Consider the following 21,027-nt stretch of genomic DNA (forward strand, 5'->3'; position numbering starts at 1 on the left):
GAGGCAGCAAGTACCGTAGCGGGGGCACACGCAGCATGACAGCCAAAAACCGACGCCATTGGGGCCGGATCTCGGCCCTGATCCTGCTGGGCAGCAGCGTCTCGGCGCAAGAGGCTGAGGTCATCACCAAGCAATATGATGATGGCGGCGTCTATGAGGGCACCTTCCAGGACGGGCTGCAACACGGCACCGGCACCTACCGGCTGCCCAATGGTTACGAATATACGGGCCAGTGGGTCGACGGAGAGATCAAGGGCAAGGGCGTCGCGCGCTTCCCCAACGGATCGGTCTATGAGGGCACCTTTGCCAAGGGCAAGCCGGACGGGGATGGCAAGATCATCTTTGCCGATGGTGGCACATATGAGGGCACCTGGGTCGACGGCCAGATCACGGGACAGGGCATCGCGACCTATGCCAATGGCGTGCGCTACGAGGGCAGCTTTCGCAATGCCATGCATCACGGGCGCGGCACGATGACCAGCCCCGGCGGCTATGTCTACGAAGGCGACTGGGTCAACGGGGTGAAAGACGGCAATGGCCGCATCACCTATCCCGACGGGTCGGTCTATATGGGCCGCATCGCGAATGGCGCGCGCGAAGGCGAGGGCAAGCTGACCATGCAGGACGGCCTTGTCTATGAAGGCATGTGGCATGCGGGCCAGATCGAGGGGCTGGGAACACTGACCCAACCCAATGGCGATATCTATTCCGGGGAACTGGTTGGCGGCCGCCGTCAGGGCAAAGGCCGCGTCGAATATGCCAATGGCGATGTCTATGATGGCATGTTCAAGGACGACCAGCGCGAGGGTCAGGGCACGTTCATCGGGGCGGATGGCTACAAATACACCGGCAACTGGGTCGCCGGGCAGATCGAGGGTCAGGGCGAAGTCGCCTATCCTGACGGGTCGGTTTATACCGGTGAATTCCGCAGCGACCTTGCCAATGGCAAGGGCAAGATCGTCTATCCCGACGGGTCGACCTACGAGGGCGACTGGGTCGACGGGGTGATCGAAGGCACGGGCCGGGCCACCTATCCCAGCGGGCTGGTCTACGAGGGTGAGTTCAAGAATGCGCGCAACCACGGCCAGGGTGTGATGACCTATGCCGACGGGTATCGCTATGAAGGCGCGTGGCAGGACGGCCAGCGTCATGGTCAGGGAACGGCCACCTACCCCGATGGCACCGTCTATACCGGGCAATTCGTGGATGGGCAGCGCGAGGGTCAGGGGACGATCGTGATGGCCGATGGCTTTAAATACGAAGGCGAATGGAAGGCCGGAGAGATCAGTGGCAGCGGCAAGGCAACGTATCTCAACGGCGATGTCTACGAAGGCACGTTCCAGGGCGGCAAACGTCAGGGCGAAGGCACGATGCGCTATGCCAGCGGCGAACAGGCGGTCGGCAGTTGGGAAAACGGCGCCCTCACCGAGGGCGAAACCCGGTCGGCCGAAGAGGTCGAAGCGGCTCAGGAAACCGCGGCCCCCGCGGATGGCGACTGATCCGACGTAACGCGTGCTGACTGCTGCACTGCGCAAGCACGCTTCGGGGCGCTGTGTCTGAACCGCGCCCTGATAGACGTCTGCGAGAACGCCCGTCAGTTCACCGTGCCAGCCGCGCAATCCGTCGGGGTGGCTCTCGGCCCTGCCCGGACCACATGACAGCGCTCGTCCTTCATCCCGGAAGCGCGGCGGGCTATCGGATGCCAGTCCGATCCACTGCTGCACAGACAATGCCCGCACCGCCTTCATCAATCTGACCTTGCGAAAAATCACCTGCAAAAGGGGCTTTTCCCCGGCTACAAAACCCGTATAGTCGCGCCCATGTTGACCCAAGGCCATATCACGCACCCTGCCCGCCCTTCGGCGGCGCTGCTGGCTGGCCTGCTTCTCCTAAGCCGCCTCTGAGCGTGCCGTTCCGGCGCGACCGCTCAGAGGAGGCATCGTTCGCGCCAGAACCCCAGGAGAACCAAAGGAAAATTCCATGACCGACACGACCAAAGACCGCGTGGTGATCTTTGACACCACTTTGCGCGACGGTGAACAATCCCCCGGCGCCACCATGACCCATGACGAAAAGCTCGAGATTGCAGAGCTTCTGGACGACATGGGCGTCGATATCATCGAGGCGGGATTTCCCATTGCCTCCGAAGGCGATTTCGCCGCCGTGTCAGAGATTGCAAAACGCTCGAAAAACTCGGTGATCTGCGGGTTGGCGCGGGCGCAACTGCCCGATATCGACCGCTGCTGGGAGGCGGTGAAAAACGCAGCACAGCCGCGCATCCACACCTTCATCGGCACTTCGCCCCTGCATCGGGCCATTCCGAACCTCACCAAGGATGAGATGGCAGATCGGATTCACCAGACCGTCAGCCATGCCCGCAACCTGTGCGACAACGTGCAATGGTCGCCGATGGATGCGACGCGGACCGAATGGGACTACCTTGCCCGCGTCTGCGAAATTGCGATCAAGGCGGGCGCCACCACGATCAATATCCCCGACACGGTGGGCTATACCGCCCCGCGTGAAAGCGCCGATCTTATCCGCAGGTTGATCGCCGAGGTGCCCGGCGGGGACGAGGTTGTCTGGGCCACGCATTGCCACAACGATCTTGGCATGGCGACGGCAAATAGCCTTGCCGCCGTCGAGGCGGGCGCGCGCCAGATCGAATGCACGATCAACGGGTTGGGCGAACGCGCGGGCAACACCGCGCTGGAAGAGGTCGTCATGGCCTTGAAAGTGCGCGGCGACATCATGCCCTTCGACACCGGCATCGACACCAGGAAGATCATGCATATCTCGCGCCGCGTTGCGACCGTGTCGGGCTTTCCGGTTCAGTTCAACAAGGCCATCGTGGGCAAGAACGCTTTTGCGCACGAGTCCGGCATCCATCAGGACGGCATGCTGAAGAATGCCGAAACGTTCGAGATCATGCGCCCCGAGGATGTGGGCCTTGCTGGCACCTCCTTGCCGTTGGGCAAACATTCGGGCCGGGCGGCGTTGCGTGCCAAGCTCAAGGATCTGGGCGTGGATGTGGGCGACAACCAGCTCAAGGATATCTTCGTGCGGTTCAAGGAACTGGCCGATCGCAAGAAAGAGGTGTTCGACGAAGACATTCTTGCGCTTGTGACGGCCGCAGCCGAGGGCGAAACCGACCGGCTTCAGATCGTGTCGTTGCGCGTGATCTGCGGCACCGGCGGCCCGGCCGAGGCCGTGCTGGAGATGGAGGTTGACGGTGAAGAGAAGACCGCGACCTGCGAAGGTGACGGACCTGTCGATGCGACCTTCAAGGCGATCCGCGCCATTCATCCCAACAAGGCAAAGCTGCAGCTTTATCAGGTGAATGCGGTCACCGAAGGCACCGACGCGCAGGCCACGGTCAGCGTGCGGCTGGAAGAGGACGGTATGATCGCAACCGGCCAGTCGGCCAATACCGACACGGTCGTGGCCTCGGCCAAGGCCTATGTCAACGCGCTCAACCGGCTGCTTGTACGCCGCGAAAAGGCGGGCCCGGGCGCGGATGCGCGCGAGGTCAGCTACAAAGACGTCTGAACGCCCCGCACCTGCAGAGCAACCCTGCCCTGCGCCAGAACCGAAAAAGCAGCCCGGTCATGACGACGGGGTTGCTTTTTTCTTTGATCTGCGCTGGGTTCCGCAAGGATTGACCAACCAACGTCTGGCGCCCGCGCGCCAAGACACTGCTCATCGGGCGTTATTCGCCCTAGAGCATCGAGGGCACGACCTGATCGGGCGGACGGTGGCCATCAGCGAAGGTCTTGATGTTGATGATCACCTTTTCGCCCATCTCCACGCGGCCTTCTTCGGTCGCAGAGCCCATATGCGGCAGCAATACGACATTGGGCTGGTTGCGCAGTTCGGGGTTAAGCTGCGAGCCCTGCTCATAGACGTCCAGCCCCGCGCCTGCGATCTCGCCCGCCTTGAGGATGCGGGTAAGTGCGGCCTCGTCGATAACCTCGCCGCGGGATGTGTTGACCACAACGGCACTGGGCTTCAACAGCTTCAGTCGACGCGAGTTCAACAGGTGGAAGGTTGAGGGCGTATGCGGGCAGTTCACGCTGATTATGTCCATCCGCGCGACCATCTGGTCAAGGCTTTCCCACCATGTCGCCTCGACCTGCTCCTCGACCTCGGGGCGCAGGCGGCGACGGTTGTGATAGTGGATCTGCATCCCGAAAGCCCGTGCGCGCCGGGCCACTGCCATGCCGATGCGCCCCATCCCGAGAATGCCGAGCCTGCGACCGCCAAGCCGCCCGCCCAGAAAGGCCGTGGGCGCCCAGCCGCTCCAGTCGCCCGATTGCATCGCGCCGAGCCCTTCGGGCAGCCGCCGTGTGACCGCGAGGATCAGTGAAAGCACGATATCGGCCGTGTCTTCCGTCACCACGCCGGGCGTGTTGGAGACAAGAATGCCACGCTGGCGGGCGGTCTCGACATCGATATGATCAAAGCCCGCGCCGTAATTCGCGATCAGGCGCAGACGCTCCCCTGCCTGAGCAATCAGGGATGCATCGATCGTGTCGCTCAGCGTCGGCACAAGAACGTCGGCCTCTTTCACGGCGGCCACGATCTCTGCCCGCGTCATGGGCGTGTCATCATCGCGCAGACGGACGTCGAAGAGTTCCGTGAGCCGGGTCTCGACCACCTCCGGCAAGCGTCGCGTCACGACAACACTCAGGCGTTTTGATGGCATCCTGCCCTCCAGCTGCTTTCAAACCCTCATGGCTTTTGGCACAGTGGCGCAAGCTGCGACGGGGCACAAGAACCCTGCGCGAAAAACACTGAGGCAGTCAGGGACCGGTAGAATGAAACCCATCGCGATTGGGCTTATACTCGCAATATTGCTGGGAGTTTCGGCGCAGGCGCAAGAGCGCGGGCCGGTGACGAACCTGCCCATTCCCCGGTTCGTGTCGATGAAGGCAAACGAAGGGAACGTCCGGCGCGGCCCCTCGCTGTCGCACCGGATCGACTGGGTGTTCAAACGCCGCGACATGCCGCTCGAGATCACGGCGGAATATGGGCATTGGCGCCGGGTGCGCGACCGCGACGGCGCCGGTGGCTGGGTGCATTATTCGCTTTTGTCCGGTGTGCGCACCGTCATCGTCGAACAGGAAATGCTGGAGCTGCGCACCCGTCCTGCGGATGATGCCCAGATCTCTGCCCGGCTGGAGATGGGTGTCATAGCGCGGCTTGGCGAATGCACGCAGAAATGGTGCAAGCTTACCGCCGCCGGCTACAAGGGGTGGGCGCACAAGACCGCCCTTTGGGGTGTGAAGCCGGACGAAATCCGCGAATAGCCGCCCCAAGGCGATCACCACCGCTTCGCATTGATGCGTCTGCGGTGCCCCGTAAAACCCTGCCACTGACGGTCGGCAGAGGCATTTTCGCAACCGCAAGACCTGCGCTTTCGTGCCACGATTGAAGGCGCTGAGGATGACTGGTATAGCCTCCGTCGCGGATTGGTCACACATGCCTTTCGCGCATATTGACCCAAGGTCATGGGCGGCGCAGCGACACGATCTAAAAATCGTGATCTTCGGGCAACAGGCACGATATGTCTGGCACGAAACTGCCCATCCCGGCCTTGAAGACGAAGGTATAAAGCCCGGTCCCATCAGGGCGGGTGTAATGATTACCGCCTATAGGCACGCGCGAGAAACGTTAAGAAACAACAGCGCGCAGAGGTGACCCCGAGGGGCGCCGAGGAGCAGAACGACGATGAACGAGAAAGGCGAGCAGATCGCAGCCCTGCCGATAAAGTGGGACAAGAGCGGCAAGATCACGGTGTTGATGGTCACATCGCGCGAGACGAGGCGCTGGGTACTGCCCAAGGGCTGGATCATGGACAACAAGAAACCCTGGGATGCCGCCAAGATCGAGGCGCTGGAGGAAGCGGGCGCCGACGGTTGCATCGCGGATGAGGAGCTTGGTGCATACCATTATGACAAGGTGCTGGACGATGGCAGCACCCTGCGATGCCGGGTGACCGTCTATCCGATGAAAGTCCGGAAGCTGAAACGCAACTGGAAAGAGCGCGACCAGCGCAAGAGGCATTGGTTCACGCCAAAAGCCGCCGCGAAACGCGTGCACGAGCCCGAGCTTTCGGCGCTTCTTCTTCGTCTGGACAAGAAGCCCCACAAGGAACCAAGCGTCAGGATGGTCAGGAAGGCGTCGTAAGCCCCCTTAGCCCGCCCACGGTCCGTGCTGGTCCTTGCGGCCATCGAACCTTTCAAAGCCGTGCAGCCCGAAATAATCGCGCTGTCCCTGGATCATGTCCGCCGTGCCACGCGCGGTGCGCATTGCATCGAAATAGGACAGGCCCGCGCCAAGGGCCGGCAGCGCGATGCCATGCGCGGCCCCTGCGCAGACAACCTGCCGCAAGTCGGCATGGCTGTCCTGTATCTTGCGGGTGAAAAAGTCCGCGAACATCAGGTTGCGGCTGGAGGCTTCGGCAAGGGCGGTTGCCATGTCGTCCAGCATCGCCGAACGGATGATGCAGCCAGCGCGCCATGTGCGCGCAATCGTGGGCAGATCCAGCGACCAGCCAAACTGCTCTGACGCCGCAGCGATCATCTCGAACCCCTGCGCGTAGCACAGGATCTTGCCACAGATCAGCGCACTTTCCAGTGCCGCTTCGGATGGAACCGCGTCGCCCATTGGCACCGGGCCAGCACCGAACAGCCGTTCGCCCTCGGCCCGCGCGTCACGGCGCGAGGACAGGTTGCGCGCGACCACGGCCGCCTCGATGCAGGGGATGGGCGCGGCCAGATGCTGCGCCTCGATTGCCGTCCAGCGGCCTGTGCCTTTCTGACCTGCGGCATCGACAATGACCTCCAGCAGCGGCTTGCCGGTCTTTTTGTCGACAGCAGCCGCCACCTTGCCCGAAATCTCGACCAGATAGCTTTGCAGCGGGCCGTCATTCCACCGCGCGAAGACATCCGCGACACGGTCGGGCGTGTATCCCATCCCGTCGCGCAGGATGCCGTAGATCTCGGCGATCATCTGCATATCGGCATATTCGATGCCGTTATGGACGGCCTTGACGAAATGCCCGGCGCCTTCTTCACCCATCCAGTTGGCACAAGGCTCGCCGTCATGCTTTGCGGAAATGGCGGTCAGAATGGGCGCCACGCGATCCCAGTCCGCGCGTTTGCCGCCGCCCATGATGGCAGGGCCGTGGCGCGCGCCCTCTTCGCCGCCCGAAACGCCGATGCCAAGGAAGGGCCCGGTCGCGTCGCGCGTGCGGCGGTTGGTGTCGTGAAAATTGGCGTTCCCCGCGTCGATGATCAGATCATCCGGCCCCAGAAGCGGACGCAGCGCCGCGATCTGTTCGTCCACCGCCGCCCCCGCCGGAACCATCAGGATGATGGCGCGGGGCTGGGCGATGGCCTCGACCAGCGCCTCCAGCGTCTCGGTCGGGGTGATGCGCGCGGCAAGCTCCCCGGCAGAGGCGTGAAACCCCTGGGTGACGCTTGCGGTGCGGTTCCAGACCGCGATGTCAAAGCCATGTTCCGCGATATTGAGCGCGAGCGCAGCACCCATGGTTCCAAGGCCGATCAGGCCAATCTCAGCTTTACTCACGAGGTCTGGTCTCCTGGTTGGATTGCGACGCATATCGGGATGCAAAGGCGGCAGCGTTGCTGTGCCCTTTCGGACGCAGGTACAAACGTGCCCTGTGCACCGCTGCCGTTGTTAACGCTATCGCGAGAACCGGTCAAACCGACGGGCCGCGTCAGTCGCCTCAGACTGACGTGATTGCGCGGCGCCGCGCCCAGAGATCCTCTGCCATCAGGGCGCCTTCTTTGGTGACGCCCGCAGCCTCCAACGCCAGACCGGCCGTGCCAAGGACGGTGGCGCGTGCAAAGGCGTCGTCCAGTTCTCCGGCCCAAAGCGCAGACAGGGCCTGTGGTTCCAGCTCATCCTCCGCCAAACGGCGGTGTTCGGCAATGCTGCGCCCGGTGAAGCCGGTCCACGACTCTCCGTCCCGCAGGCCGTAGACAGCAATATCCTTGGCCGGATGGTGTTCGAATTCGCCCCCCCCGCCTTTCAGAACGCTCAGCCGCGCATCGCCCAGAAGGCGCCCGGCATCGGCCTGAAGCTCGCGGTAGCTGGGGTGGAAGACGCCCTGAACCGCAGCAGGTGCCGCACCGGGGTTGAGCATTCGCAGCACCGTGTTGACGCAGGACCGCAGGCCGAACTTGTCGCGCAGTCTCAGCAAGTGCATCAGCCGGGGCGACAGCACTTCCAGCGGCAGATAGGCGATGCCGTGGCTTTGCAACAAAGCGCCCGCCTCGGCCATCGTTGCGGCGTTGGGAATACCCAAGGGCGCAAGCGCATCGCGCACCGAGGCACGCCCCTGCTGATGACTGTTCCAACCGTGCAGCAGCACCGGCACACCGCCGCCCGCCACCAGTTTGGCCGAGAGCAGGAACCACGGCAGGCCCCTTGTGCGCCCCGCAGCATAGCTGGGCCAGTCGAGCGCGGGCCGCATGCCTTGCCATTCGGGCAGGCTGGCGCGCGCAGCAGACGTGAACCCGGCGATGTCTTCGGCAGTCTCGCCGCGCAGGCGCAGCAGCATCAGGATCGCGCCCAAGGCCTCCGGGTCGGCATCCTCGCGCAGCATCAGCGTCATCGCCTCGCGCGCCTCGTCCAGCGTGAACGGCCGCGCGCGACCCTGACCACGGGCAAGAATCCGAACATAGGGTGCAAGGCTCATGACACGGCCTTTCGGTTCGGCACAACGTCTTGGACAGATCCCGCCGTATTGCCGTTCAGCATATTCGCCCCTTTGGCCTTCGGTCCCGCAGCCGCTCAGCACGCCCTTCGGTTGGCGCAAAGATCACGACGCGACCGCTGTTTGAACACAGCTAACACGCCCGGATAACACCCGGCCAGCAGCTTTGCACCCTGCCCGCAACGCAGCCCCCCCGCCCGCTTGATAAGCGAGCAGGCCCGCCGCAAGTCGCTCAGGTGTTGAACAGGAAATGCAGCACGTCGCCGTCTTTCACGATGTAGCTTTTGCCCTCGGCCCGCATCTTGCCCGCTTCTTTCGCAGCCTGTTCGCCGCCGACAGCAACAAAATCGTCATAGGCGATGGTCTCGGCCCGGATGAACCCTTTTTCGAAATCGCCATGAATGACGCCCGCCGCTTGCGGGGCTGCCGTGCCCTGACGAATTGTCCAGGCGCGTGCCTCTTTGGGGCCAACGGTGAAATAGGTTTCAAGGTGCAACAGCTCGTATCCGGCGCGGATCAGACGGTCGAGGCCGGGTTCTTCCAGCCCCATCTCGGTCAGGAACATCTCTGCTTCGTCATCGTCAAGCTGGCTGATCTCTTCCTCGATCTGGGCAGAGATGATGACATGCGAATTGCCTTCGGCCGCGGCCATCTCGGCCACACGCGCGGAATGGGCGTTGCCCTCTGCCGCTTCTTCTTCGGAGACGTTGCAGACATAAAGCACCGGCTTTGTCGTCAGCAGTTGCAGCAGTTTCCAGGACTTGGCGTCCTCGGCATCCACCTCGACCGTGCGGGCGGGTTTGCCTTCTTCTAGCACGGCCAGCGCCGCCTTCAGCAAGCGTTCCTGCTGAACCGCTTCCTTGTCGCCGCCACGCACTTTGCGCACGATGTTCTGCATCCGCTTTTCGATGGATTCGATATCGGCGAGCATCAGCTCTGTCTCGATGGTTTCGGCATCGGCAACCGGATCAACGCGCCCCTCGACATGGGTGACGTCACCATCCTCAAAGCACCGCAACACATGCGCGATGGCGTCCACCTCGCGGATATTGGCCAGGAACTGGTTGCCCAGACCTTCGCCCTTGGACGCGCCCTTCACAAGGCCCGCGATATCCACAAAGGTCATGCGCGTGGGGATGATCTGACGACTGCCCGCGATCTCTGCCAGCTTATCAAGCCGCGCATCCGGAACGGCGACCTCGCCGACATTCGGCTCGATCGTGCAGAACGGGAAGTTGGCCGCCTGCGCCGCGGCGGTTCGGGTCAGCGCGTTGAACAGGGTCGACTTGCCCACATTCGGCAGACCCACAATTCCCATCTTGAATCCCATGACACATCTTTCCCAGCTAGGTTTCCCGCGCCTTCTAGGCACAAGCCGGCCCCGCTGCAACATGGTCCTGTGTTAGGATGCGTGGAATCGCCAGCAAGAGGAGTCCCGCCATGCAGCCGATCCCCTATCTCTTCTTCAACGGAACCTGCGCCGAAGCGATGGCTTTCTACGCCAGCGTCCTTGGCACACCCCCGCCAGAGATCATGCCCTTTTCCGCCATGCCCGAGGAGGTGCGAGCGCAGATGCCCGGCGTGCCAGCGGATGCGGTGATGCATGCGGGGCTGGATACGGGCGACGGGTGGATCTATGGCAGCGACGACCCTTCGAGCGAGGCAAAACCGATGGAAGGCTGCAACATCCATCTGTCCCTGCCGACCCCGGAAGACGCGCGGCGGGTCTTTGATGCGTTTGCCTGCGGCGGAGAAGTGCGGATGCCGCTGGAGCCTGCGTTCTGGGCGCCGGTGTTCGGGACAGTGTCCGACAAGTTTGGCATCCGCTGGATGATCTCGGCGGACCCGCAGGACTAAGCCCGCAGGACAAGGCGGCATTGCGGCACCCACGGGCCAGAGCATCTTGATTTCCGGGCATCAATTCGGCACATCGGTCAGGAACTTCCCGAAAGGACCGACCATGACTCGCATCGACGCCAAATTCGCCGCCCTGAAGGCCGACGGAAAAAAGGCGTTTGTCGCCTATGTCATGGCGGGCGATCCGGATTACGACACCTCGCTGGAGTTGATCCGCGGCCTGCCCGCCGCCGGTGTCGACATCATTGAGATGGGTCTGCCTTTCACCGACCCGATGGCGGATGGCCCCACGATTCAGCTGGCCGGGCAGCGCGCGCTGGACGCAGGAATGACGCTGGAACGGACCCTGCAAATGGCACGCGACTTCCGCAAGAATGATGACACGACGCCGATCGTGATGATGGGCTATTACAACCCGATCTATAATCGCGGTGTGGACAAGTTTCTGGTCGATGCGAAAGCGGCCGGCATTGACGGGCTGATCGTTGTCGATCTGCCGCCCGAAGAGGATGAAGAGCTTTGCATCCCTGCCCAGGCAGCCGGGCTGAATTTCATCCGTCTGGCCACGCCCACCACGGATGACAAGCGCCTGCCCAAAGTGCTGCAAAACACCTCTGGCTTTGTCTATTACGTGTCGATCACCGGCATCACCGGTGCCGCGGCAGCCGAGGCGACGGATGTCGGCCCCGAAGTGGCCCGCATCAAGGCGCAGACCGATCTGCCGATCATCGTGGGATTTGGTATCCGGACCCCCGAGGCTGCCGAAAGCATTGCCAGCGTAGCGGACGGGGCTGTTGTCGGCTCTGCCATCGTGGGGGAACTGGCAGAAGGCAAGCCGGTCGCTGACGTCCTGAGCTTCGTCAAATCGCTTGCGGACGGCGCCCACCGGGCCTGACAGTCGGGTGGAGAATTGCCGCATTGCGGAAACGCGCGGCAATTGGTAACAAAACCTAACCAATCCTCCGGAGACTGCGCCATGCCCGTGATCACCAACATCGAAGACCTCAAGCGCATCTACAAGCGGCGCGCGCCGAAGATGTTCTACGATTACGCGGAATCGGGCAGTTGGACGGAACAGACCTTCCGCGAAAACACGTCGGATTTCGACCAGATCCGCCTGCGTCAGCGCGTGGCCGTGGACATGACCGGACGCTCCACCGAAAGCCAGATGATCGGAGAGAAGGTGGCGATGCCCGTCGCCCTGGCCCCTGTCGGGTCAACCGGAATGCAATGCGCGGATGGCGAGATCAAGGCAGCCCGCGCGGCAGAGGCGTTTGGCGTGCCCTTCACCCTGTCGACCATGTCGATCAACTCCATCGAGGATGTTGCCGAAGCCACGACCAAGCCTTTCTGGTTCCAGCTTTACACCATGAAGGACACCGACTTCACGTCGCGCCTGATCGAACGGGCGCGAGCCGCGCGCTGTTCGGCGCTGGTGATCACGCTGGATCTGCAAATTTTGGGCCAGCGCCACAAGGACCTGAAGAACGGTCTCTCTGCCCCGCCCAAGCTGACGCCGCGCACGCTGCTGGACCTCAGCACGAAATGGCGTTGGTGCATGGGCATGGCGGGTGCCAAGCGGCGCGAATTCGGCAATCTTGTCGGACATGTTAAGGGCGTGACCGATCTGGCCAGCCTTGGCGCCTATACTGCCGAGCAGTTTGACCCCGCGCTGGACTGGGACAAGGTCGCCAAGCTCAAGGAGCAATGGGGCGGCAAGGTGATCCTCAAGGGCATTCTGGATGCCGAGGACGCGAAAATGGCGCTGAAGGTCGGTGCCGATGCAATCGTGGTGTCCAACCATGGCGGGCGGCAGCTTGACGGGGCACTGAGCTCTATCCGAGCGCTGGACCCGATCCTGCAGGCCGTGGGCGGCGACACGGAAGTGCATCTCGACAGTGGCATCCGGTCGGGTCAGGACGTGCTCAAGGCGCTCGCGATGGGGGCCTCCGGCACCTATATCGGGCGTGCCTTCACCTATGGGCTGGGCGCGATGGGTCAGGAAGGCGTGACAAAAGCGCTGGAGGTCATCCACAGAGAGCTGGATGTGACCATGGCGCTTTGCGGCCGCCGCCGGATCGAAGAGCTTGACCGCGACATCCTGCTGATCCCCGAAGGGTTCGAGGGGCGCTGGCAGTAGCGCCTTTCATTACCTGCGCGCGGTGGGGGCTGTCCCTACCCCGCGCGCCGAGGCCTGCATCAGCGTCAACACGGACGGGATGATTGTTGCCACCAGCAAGGCGGCGGCGATGAAGGCTGCACGCAGGCCCAGATGCTCTGCCACAAATCCCATCGCGGACGGCCCCACGAAGAACCCGACGAACCCGACCATCCAGGCGCGCGAAATCGCCAGCCCGCGCAGATCCGGCCGTACAAGCCGCCCCAAGAGCGAATTTGCCGACGGCACGATCACCGCCATCCCCGCCCCCATTATTGCCACCCCGACAACAGCCATGGGGACAGAGACCGCAAGCGCGATCGTCATTGCCCCGGCAATCCCAAGGACGGCCGAGAACAGGATCAGGCGACCTTCGCCCAGCCGATGCGCCAGCGCCTGACCGGACAGGCGGATCACCCCCATCGCAATCCCCAGCATGGTCGGGCCAAACCCGCCCGTCCCCTCTGGCGCGCCAAGCGTGCGTTCGATCAAAAGGGCAGACCAGGCCTCTGTCGCGTTCTCACCGATGAAAGAGGCGAAGAGGATTCCCCCTGTCAGAAGGATCAGGAACCAGGGCAGGCGCGTGGGCTGTGACGCATCGGGCGGGGGCGCGCTTTGCCAGCCTTTGCCCTCGTGCATCGCGGCCGCAAAGAGCAGGCCAACCAGCGCCATTGCGGGCAGGATCTGATCGGCACCAAACCCTGCGGCCCGCGCCATGCCTGTCACAAATGCCCCCCCCGCAAAGGCGAAAGAGAACATTGCATGGTTCAGGTTCATCAGCGGCATGGCGTGACGCTCTTCCAGAACGGAGATGCGGACATTGGCGCTGACATCCAGCAACGCCACCATCAGGCCCGAAAACAACAACGCACCCGCGAAAGCGCCAAAACCCTGCGCGACGCTCAGCAGCAGATAGCCGCCCACCAGCAACATGCCAGAAACAGGCAGCACCCGCCGCCCCAGCATCTCTCCGATCCTCGGGCTGAGATACATCGCGACAATCCCGCCCATGGCCGAAAAGAGCAGCGCCAGACCCATATCGGCATCGCTGAGCTGCGAGGCCTGCTTGAGCTCTGGCACAGAGGCCGCGAACGTGCCCCAGAACACCCCGACAGCCGCAAGGGCGATCATCGGCGCGCGCGATACGGCGATTGCCTTGGCATAGGACATGGCCATCCCTTCGATGGTGGGTAAAGCGCCCCGCCGGAAATCGGCGTCATGGGGTGTCGGCTGCGCTACACCGTGCTTGATCTTGCGGAAAGTAACAAGGTGAAGCGCTTTGGAAAGCTTCGTTTCGAATCGACTTTCCAAGCCGGGGGAATTGCCCTATACGCGCGGCTTCACGCGGGGTTACAGCCTTGGAGGAACCCTGCCTCAATTAATGGAGAATACAACATGGCTGGTGAGATCCCTGATCTTATTGCCCAGGAACGCACGGGGACAGGCAAGGGCGCCGCTCGCGCAGCACGTCGTGCTAACATGGTTCCGGGCGTCGTTTTTGGTGGCGATAAAGACCCCCTAGCGATTCAGATCCCTTTCAATGAACTGCTCAAGCGCCTGAAAGCTGGACGTTTCAAATCCACGCTGTTCAACCTGAAGGTTGAAGGCCAGGAAGACGTCCGCGTGATCTGCCGCGACGTGCAGCGCGATGTCGTCAAGGATTTGCCGACGCATTTCGACCTGCTGCGCCTGCGCCGCACCACGCGACTGAACCTGTTCATCGCGGTTGAATTTATCGGCCACGACGACTGCCCCGGCCTGCGCAAGGGCGGCGTTCTGACCGTTGTGCGCCCCGAGGTGGAACTGAACGTGCTGGCGGGCGATATCCCCGATCACATCACGATCGACATCTCCGGCAAGGAAATCGGCGACGTTCTGCACATCAGCGACGTTGTCCTGCCTGAGGGTGCCAAGCCGACCATCGACCGCGATTTCGTGATTGCCAACCTGTCCGCACCGTCGGGCCTGAAGGCTGCCGATGACGAGGAAGAGGAAGAGGTCGCAGCGGACGAGGTTCCTGCAATCGAGGTCGACGAGAGCTGATCCCAGCCCTTTCGAGCCGAGCTTTCGCGGCCCCTGCCTTCCCGGCGGGGGCCGTTTTCCGTTTCCGGCACCGCTTTTCATTGCAGCGCGTTCCGCCTATGTAGCCGGGCAGACGCAGCAAGGGGGCAGAACCCATGAAACTCTTTGTCGGCTTGGGCAATCCGGGCGCGAAATACGCAGGCACCCGGCACAATATCGGCTTCATGGCGGTGGACCGGATCCAGGCGGATCACGGCTTTGCCCCGTGGAAGTCAAAGTTTCAGGGCCAGATCAGCGAAGGTCGGCTTGGGTCGGAAAAGGTGCTGCTGCTCAAGCCCGAGACCTTCATGAACCTGTCCGGCCAATCGGTTGGCGAAGCGATGCGGTTCTACAAGCTAACTCCTGAAGATGTCTGCGTTTTCCACGACGAGCTGGACCTTGCGCCGGGACGGTTGAAGGTCAAGACGGGGGGCGGGCACGCGGGGCATAACGGGTTGCGGTCGATGCATGCGCATATCGGAGAGGCCTATCAGCGGGTGCGCCTTGGGATCGGCCATCCCGGTCGCAAGGAGCTGGTGTCGGGATATGTTCTGCATGATTTCGCGCGCGCGGATGCGGCCTGGCTGGACGATCTGATGCGCGGCATTTCGGACGGGGCGGCGGAGCTGGCTGCGGGCGATGCGGGGCGTTTCATGAATGCCGTGGCGCTGCGCACGACCCCGCCACGGGCCGCGACTGGCACGCGCAACAAGGGCGAAAAGACGCCCGCGAAGATGCCTCAACCCGTTGAAAAGGCTACTGAACCGGCAGAGGAGCCGGACAAGCGCAGCGCGTTGCAAAAGCTGGCGGACCGGTTCCGTTAAGCAGCACCGCCCTCGCGCAATCCCTTTGCAACCGGCCCTGCACCGTAATGCGCCGCATCTGGTTTGCGGGTGAATATTTCCCCTGCCCCGCCAAGCTGGCTCTGGCCGGGAATGGCCCGCTGGGGTTATCCTGAAACAGGTGGCCAAGGTTGAACGCCCGTCCGATGACGTGGGCGGAGCCTGGCATTGCAGTTAGCGGACGGAGGCGTCTATGCCCAAAAAAGACCCTGAAATCAACGTATTGGGCGGCAGGCTGGAGCCTTGCTCCCTATCGCCGGTGACAGGCTATTTCCGCGACGGGGCCTGCAATACCTGCGCCGAGGATCAGGGCAGCCACACGGTCTGCGCGGTGATGACGGCGGAATTTCTGGCTTATTCCAAGTATGTAGGGAATGATCTGTCGACGCCGCGACCGGAATTTTCCTTTGCCGGGTTGAAGCCCGGTGACCGCTGGTGCCTGTGCGCCGGGCGTTTTCTGCAGGCGCATGACGAGGGATGCGCGCCGCGTGTCCATCTGGAAGCCACCCATCTGCGGGCGCTGGACATCATCCCGCTGAGGGTGCTGGAGGCCCATTCCACCGACGCAGTTTGAGGCCTTTTGTGCTTTTTGTACTCTGAATATGTACAAAAGCCCTGATGGCCGGAAATTGCGGGTAAAATTGGGTGGGGTTGGGCCTGCCGGGCGCGCCGAAACCCGCAGGCTGGATCAGTCCATTCCGCTGCCGGAAGTGAGGCGGCCGCCCGCGCCATCGCCCCGCTGATGCGGGGCGTTGACGGTCTGAGCGGGCTCAGCCTGTGACGCGCCCTTCGGTATCGCTCATGTCGAAGCCAAGATGCTTGGCCACGGTGAAGATGTCCTTGTCGCCACGGCCACACATGTTCATGCAGATGATGTGATCCTTGGGCAGGTCGGGTGCGATCTTCATCACGTGGGCCAGCGCGTGGCTGGGTTCCAGCGCGGGGATGATGCCTTCTTGTGCGCAGCAAAGCTGGAACGCTTCGAGCGCTTCGGCATCGGTGATCGCGACATATTGCGCGCGGCCCGTATCGTGCAGCCAGCTGTGTTCCGGCCCGATGCCGGGATAGTCCAGACCGGCGGAGATCGAAAACCCTTCAAGGATCTGCCCGTCATCATCCTGCAAAAGGTAGGTGCGGTTGCCATGCAACACGCCCGGACGCCCGCCGGTGAGAGAGGCGCAATGCTCCATCTTGGCATTCACGCCCTTGCCGCCGGCCTCGACCCCAATGATGTTCACGGATTTGTCGTCCAGGAACGGGTAGAACAGGCCCATCGCGTTGGACCCGCCCCCGATGGCGGCGATCAGCGTGTCGGGCAGACGGCCCTCTTGCTGCTGCAACTGCTCTTTGGCTTCCTTGCCGATGATCGACTGGAAATCGCGGACCATCGCGGGGTAAGGATGCGGGCCTGCGACCGTGCCAATGCAGTAGAACGTGTCGCGCACATTGGTCACCCAGTCGCGCAGCGCATCGTTCATCGCGTCCTTCAGCGTGCCGCGGCCAGAAGTCACGGGGATCACCTCTGCCCCCAGAAGGCGCATGCGGAACACGTTGGGCGCCTGACGTTCAACATCATGTGCGCCCATATAGACCACGCATTTCAGGCCGAACTTGGCACAGACCGTCGCGGTGGCAACGCCGTGCTGACCGGCGCCTGTTTCAGCGATGATCCGGGTCTTGCCCATCCGGCGGGCAAGGATGATCTGGCCCAGCACGTTGTTGATCTTATGCGCGCCGGTATGGTTCAGCTCGTCGCGCTTGAGGTAGATCTTGGCGCCGCCCAGATGGTTGGTCAGGCGCTCGGCGAAATACATCGGGCTGGGTCGGCCAACATAATGGGTCCAGAGATCGTTCATCTCGTCCCAGAATTCGGTGTCGGTCTTGGCCCGTTCATACTGTTCCTCAAGTTCGAGGATCAGCGGCATCAGGGTTTCAGACACGAACCGGCCGCCGAACTTGCCGAAACGGCCCTTTTCGTCGGGCCCGGTCATGAAGCTGTTGAAGAGATCGTTCATCGGTTGCGCCCCGCGTTTATTCGACCTTCTTCTTAACGCCCAAAGCGGCCGAAGGAAATGGCAGCGACAGGTGTTTTTGCCCGCGAAGCTGCCCCTGCGTCAGCAAGGCCGCGCCGGCAATTGCAGTGGGGAGTTGAACATCCCGTGCAACCCCGCTATACCGCGCGCGTCGACAAGGCGAAAATGCCGCGAAATATCGAGATCGAGCAGGGTCGGATCAACCGGCCCTCTTTGTTTTGCGGATCGCCCGAGGACCAACCCGTTACGCCTCAAGGCGGACATCATCAAGACCGGCGGAGACAACCGCTCGGCCAGAAAACATCTTAAAGGATCTAGACGCCACATGGCTGAACACACATCGATGGAGGAATTCGAAGCCCTCCTGAACGAAAGCTTCGAAATGGACACACCCGAAGAGGGCAGTGTTGTTAAGGGCAAGGTCATCGCAGTCGAAGCGGGACAGGCCATCATCGACGTAGGCTACAAGATGGAAGGCCGCGTCGACCTCAAAGAATTTGCAAACCCCGGCGAAGCGCCCGAAATCAATGTCGGCGACGAAGTCGAGGTTTTCCTGCGGTCTGCAGAAAACTCGCGCGGTGAAGCAGTTATCTCTCGTGAGATGGCCCGCCGCGAAGAAGCCTGGGACCGTCTGGAAAAAGCCTATGCCGACGACGAGCGCGTCGAAGGTGCGATCTTTGGTCGTGTCAAAGGCGGCTTCACTGTCGATCTGGGCGGCGCGGTTGCGTTCCTGCCCGGCTCTCAGGTTGATGTGCGCCCCGTGCGCGATGCGGGCCCTCTGATGGGTCTCAAGCAGCCGTTCCAGATCCTGAAAATGGACCGTCGTCGTGGCAACATCGTGGTTTCGCGCCGTGCGATCCTCGAAGAATCGCGTGCCGAACAGCGCGCCGAAGTCATCGCCAACCTCACCGAAGGTCAGGCAGTGGACGGCGTGGTCAAGAACATCACCGAATACGGTGCGTTCGTTGATCTGGGCGGCGTAGACGGCCTGCTGCACGTCACCGACATGGCATGGCGACGTGTGAACCACCCCTCCGAGATCCTGTCGATCGGCGAAACCGTCAAGGTTCAGGTCATCAAGATCAACAAGGAAACCCACCGTATCAGCCTGGGCATGAAGCAGCTTCAGGAAGATCCGTGGGATATGGTTGCCGCGAAATTCCCGCTGGAATCCGTGCATACCGGCCGCGTGACCAACATCACCGATTACGGCGCGTTCGTCGAGCTGGAGCCCGGTGTCGAAGGTCTGGTTCACGTCTCCGAGATGTCCTGGACCAAGAAGAACGTGCATCCCGGCAAGATCGTTTCGACCAGCCAGGAAGTCGAAGTCATGGTTCTGGAAATCGATCCGGCCAAGCGCCGCGTTTCGCTCGGTCTCAAGCAGACCATGCGCAACCCGTGGGAAGTCTTTGCCGAGACCCATCCCGAAGGCACGCATGTCGAGGGCGAAGTCAAGAACATCACCGAATTCGGTCTGTTCATCGGCCTCGAAGGCGAGATCGACGGCATGGTTCACCTGTCCGACCTCAGCTGGGACCAGCGCGGCGAAGAAGCCATTCAGGAATACCGCAAGGGCGATATCGTTCAGGCGGTTGTCTCTGAGGTTGACGTCGAGAAGGAGCGCATCTCGCTCTCCATCAAGGCGCTGGGTGGCGACAAGTTCGCTGACGCGGTTGGCGGCGTGAAGCGCGGCTCCATCGTGACTGTCGAAGTGACCGCGATCGAAGATGGCGGCATCGAGGTGGAATACGAAGGCATGAAGTCCTTCATCCGCCGTTCCGACCTGTCGCGCGACCGTTCCGAGCAGCGCCCCGAGCGTTTCTCGGTCGGCAACAAGGTCGACGTACGCGTCACCAATGTCGACGCCAAGACCCGCAAGCTGGGCCTGTCGATCAAGGCGCGCGAGATCGCCGAAGAGAAAGAGGCCGTGCAGCAGTATGGCTCCTCCGACTCAGGCGCATCGCTGGGCGACATCCTGGGTGCCGCACTCAAGAGCGGCGACGAGTAAACCTTCGGGTTCAACAAGATGCAGAAAGGCCCCGGCACAGCGCCGGGACCTTTTTTCATGCGCATCTGCGCCGCACGGCTACATACGGTTGGCGGACAAAGTTACCATTCATGTTGACGCCCTCAATGTATGCGGTTTCTGGAACCCACCTTCCTGAGTTTGGTGTGATTTGAGACTCAAGGCCTGTTGGATAGCAGGAAGTGAGTTTCTCAATGGAGACTACGAGAGAGTTTCTCAGAAATCTGGGTGCCGAAATCTCAGATAGCGGGCATCGACGGTGGCCGGATGATCTGAAGGCGCGGATTGTGACGGAAACGCTGGTGCCGGGAGCGTCGGTGAATGACGTGGCCCGCAGGTATGATCTCCGTCCCAACCACCTATCGTCGTGGCGGCGGATGGCCAAGGATGGGGGGCTTGTTTTGCCTGCGCCGGACGCTGGGGTGGAGTTCGCCCCTTTGGTGGTGTTCGATGTTGAGCCCCCTCCGCCTGCCGATGAGCCTGAACCGGTGACCTCAGTGATCGAGATCATTGCGGGGTCGGTTTCTGTCCGGCTGGACAATGCCACGCCTGCGGGACGAATTGCGGACATCGTGCGCGCACTTGGGGTCGGCGCATGATCTTTCCGTCGAACCGGGTGCGCATACTGGTGGCGACGCAGCCCGTCGATTTCCGCAAGGGACACGATGGCCTCACCGCTATGGTGCAATCCGTGCTCCGCAAGGACCCGTTCACCGGGACGGTGTTCGTGTTCCGAGCCAAGCGCCTTGGATCGGTTGAAGCTGCTCTATTGGGACGGCAGCGGCCTTGTCATGGCTTACAAGCGGCTGGAGGAAACGACGTTCGCCTGGCCCGCAATCAAGGACGGGATGATGGCGCTGAACCACGCGCAGTTCGAGGCACTTTTTGCGGGGCTCGATTGGCGAAAGGTGAAGGCGCTGGAGGCTCGCCCACCGGCTGCGGCAGAGTGACTCAACCGACTGATCTGAAGCGCGCTTTCGATGCGTGCGGTATATGTTTCGCGCATGTCTTCCACCACTCGGATCAATCTGTCTGCTGTCCCAGAAGATCAGCGCATTGCCATCTCCCCCCTGTGTCAGGGAAGTTGTCCGCTGCTCTACTTTTCCTTTATTTTTCAGGTGGGCGGGATAGGACGATGACTTGGGATATTCACCGGAGCGTAAGGCTGCTGTGCTGAAGCGGATGCTGCCGCCGCACAACATGGCCATACGGCAGCTTTCGCAGGAAGAAGGGATATCGGAGGGAACGCTGCATAATTGGCGTGCCCAGGCGCGTGGCAAGGGTCAGCTTCTGCCAGACGCTGA

20 protein-coding genes are annotated in these 21,027 nt (G+C 62.2%); 14 read left to right on the forward strand and 6 right to left on the reverse strand.

What is annotated here, in order from left to right; all coding sequences use genetic code 11:
• The first annotated feature begins 35 nt into the window (after positions 1-35).
• Positions 36-1,499 carry an MORN repeat-containing protein gene (locus EDD52_RS08055; protein ID WP_132243644.1) on the forward strand — a complete coding sequence of 488 codons (1,464 nt, stop codon included), beginning with the start codon at positions 36-38 and terminating at the stop codon, positions 1,497-1,499.
• A 481-nt stretch (positions 1,500-1,980) separates the two neighbouring features.
• Positions 1,981-3,549, forward strand: coding sequence for a 2-isopropylmalate synthase (locus tag EDD52_RS08060; protein WP_132243646.1), 1,569 nt, complete (start codon positions 1,981-1,983; stop codon positions 3,547-3,549).
• A 169-nt stretch (positions 3,550-3,718) separates the two neighbouring features.
• On the opposite strand, the gene EDD52_RS08065 is transcribed toward EDD52_RS08060, so the two are convergent.
• The gene (locus EDD52_RS08065; RefSeq protein ID WP_132243648.1) at positions 3,719-4,705 is read right to left on the reverse strand and encodes a 2-hydroxyacid dehydrogenase; all 987 of its coding nucleotides are present in this window, start codon (positions 4,703-4,705) and stop codon (positions 3,719-3,721) included.
• 112 nt (positions 4,706-4,817) lie between these two features.
• Here EDD52_RS08065 and EDD52_RS08070 point away from each other — a divergent pair, with 112 nt between their 5' ends.
• Both EDD52_RS08070 and EDD52_RS08075 read left to right on the forward strand, forming a co-directional pair.
• Positions 4,818-5,309, forward strand: a complete 492-nt coding sequence (locus EDD52_RS08070; RefSeq protein ID WP_132243650.1) for an SH3 domain-containing protein — start codon at positions 4,818-4,820, stop codon at positions 5,307-5,309.
• Positions 5,310-5,730: 421 nt separating this feature from the next.
• Positions 5,731-6,189 (forward strand): NUDIX hydrolase, encoded by a 459-nt coding sequence (locus EDD52_RS08075; protein WP_132243652.1) that lies wholly within the window; start codon positions 5,731-5,733, stop codon positions 6,187-6,189.
• 6 nt (positions 6,190-6,195) lie between these two features.
• Here EDD52_RS08075 and gndA read toward each other — a convergent pair whose 3' ends face one another.
• From gndA to ychF, 3 genes are all read right to left on the reverse strand, one after another.
• On the reverse strand, positions 6,196-7,593 hold the full coding sequence (gndA, locus tag EDD52_RS08080) for an NADP-dependent phosphogluconate dehydrogenase (protein ID WP_132243654.1): 1,398 nt from the start codon (positions 7,591-7,593) through the stop codon (positions 6,196-6,198).
• A gap of 160 nt (positions 7,594-7,753) precedes the next feature.
• On the reverse strand, positions 7,754-8,728 hold the full coding sequence (locus tag EDD52_RS08085) for a glycosyl transferase family protein (RefSeq protein WP_132243656.1): 975 nt from the start codon (positions 8,726-8,728) through the stop codon (positions 7,754-7,756).
• A 250-nt stretch (positions 8,729-8,978) separates the two neighbouring features.
• Positions 8,979-10,076, reverse strand: a complete 1,098-nt coding sequence (ychF, locus tag EDD52_RS08090; protein WP_132243658.1) for a redox-regulated ATPase YchF — start codon at positions 10,074-10,076, stop codon at positions 8,979-8,981.
• Positions 10,077-10,186: 110 nt separating this feature from the next.
• Here ychF and EDD52_RS08095 point away from each other — a divergent pair, with 110 nt between their 5' ends.
• The 3 genes from EDD52_RS08095 (at position 10,187) to EDD52_RS08105 (ending at position 12,743) form a co-directional block, all read left to right on the forward strand.
• The gene (locus EDD52_RS08095) at positions 10,187-10,603 is read left to right on the forward strand and encodes a VOC family protein (RefSeq protein WP_132243660.1); all 417 of its coding nucleotides are present in this window, start codon (positions 10,187-10,189) and stop codon (positions 10,601-10,603) included.
• 103 nt (positions 10,604-10,706) lie between these two features.
• Complete coding sequence (gene trpA / locus EDD52_RS08100) at positions 10,707-11,498, forward strand: tryptophan synthase subunit alpha (RefSeq protein WP_132243662.1); 792 nt, start codon at positions 10,707-10,709, stop codon at positions 11,496-11,498.
• A gap of 81 nt (positions 11,499-11,579) precedes the next feature.
• Entirely contained in the window at positions 11,580-12,743 is a 1,164-nt protein-coding gene (locus tag EDD52_RS08105) for an alpha-hydroxy acid oxidase (protein WP_132243665.1), read from the forward strand.
• Between the two features lie 9 nt (positions 12,744-12,752).
• Here the strand turns inward: EDD52_RS08105 and EDD52_RS08110 are convergent, their stop codons facing one another.
• Complete coding sequence (locus tag EDD52_RS08110; protein ID WP_165907483.1) at positions 12,753-13,931, reverse strand: MFS transporter; 1,179 nt, start codon at positions 13,929-13,931, stop codon at positions 12,753-12,755.
• A gap of 225 nt (positions 13,932-14,156) precedes the next feature.
• On the opposite strand from EDD52_RS08110, the gene EDD52_RS08115 reads away from it, so the two are divergent.
• The 3 genes from EDD52_RS08115 (at position 14,157) to EDD52_RS08125 (ending at position 16,238) form a co-directional block, all read left to right on the forward strand.
• A complete protein-coding gene (locus tag EDD52_RS08115) occupies positions 14,157-14,804 on the forward strand; it encodes a 50S ribosomal protein L25/general stress protein Ctc (protein ID WP_132243731.1) in 648 nt (215 codons plus the stop codon).
• A gap of 134 nt (positions 14,805-14,938) precedes the next feature.
• Positions 14,939-15,646 carry an aminoacyl-tRNA hydrolase gene (gene pth, locus EDD52_RS08120; RefSeq protein ID WP_132243669.1) on the forward strand — a complete coding sequence of 236 codons (708 nt, stop codon included), beginning with the start codon at positions 14,939-14,941 and terminating at the stop codon, positions 15,644-15,646.
• Positions 15,647-15,857: 211 nt separating this feature from the next.
• A complete protein-coding gene (locus tag EDD52_RS08125) occupies positions 15,858-16,238 on the forward strand; it encodes a DUF2237 family protein (protein WP_132243671.1) in 381 nt (126 codons plus the stop codon).
• 196 nt (positions 16,239-16,434) lie between these two features.
• Here the strand turns inward: EDD52_RS08125 and trpB are convergent, their stop codons facing one another.
• Positions 16,435-17,679, reverse strand: a complete 1,245-nt coding sequence (gene trpB, locus EDD52_RS08130) for a tryptophan synthase subunit beta (RefSeq protein ID WP_132243673.1) — start codon at positions 17,677-17,679, stop codon at positions 16,435-16,437.
• A gap of 343 nt (positions 17,680-18,022) precedes the next feature.
• Between trpB and rpsA the strand changes: the two genes are divergently transcribed.
• From rpsA to EDD52_RS24365, 4 genes are all read left to right on the forward strand, one after another.
• Positions 18,023-19,705 (forward strand): 30S ribosomal protein S1, encoded by a 1,683-nt coding sequence (gene rpsA, locus EDD52_RS08135; RefSeq protein WP_132243675.1) that lies wholly within the window; start codon positions 18,023-18,025, stop codon positions 19,703-19,705.
• Between the two features lie 212 nt (positions 19,706-19,917).
• Complete coding sequence (gene tnpA / locus EDD52_RS08140) at positions 19,918-20,322, forward strand: IS66-like element accessory protein TnpA (RefSeq protein WP_132243677.1); 405 nt, start codon at positions 19,918-19,920, stop codon at positions 20,320-20,322.
• A 147-nt stretch (positions 20,323-20,469) separates the two neighbouring features.
• The gene (tnpB, locus tag EDD52_RS23830) at positions 20,470-20,673 is read left to right on the forward strand and encodes an IS66 family insertion sequence element accessory protein TnpB (protein WP_207905986.1); all 204 of its coding nucleotides are present in this window, start codon (positions 20,470-20,472) and stop codon (positions 20,671-20,673) included.
• 190 nt (positions 20,674-20,863) lie between these two features.
• The coding region (locus EDD52_RS24365; protein ID WP_132243679.1) for a transposase at positions 20,864-21,027 on the forward strand (164 nt) is incomplete at its 3' end.

This window comes from Primorskyibacter sedentarius, from assembly GCF_004342065.1.
Classification (GTDB): Bacteria; Pseudomonadota; Alphaproteobacteria; order Rhodobacterales; family Rhodobacteraceae; genus Primorskyibacter; species Primorskyibacter sedentarius.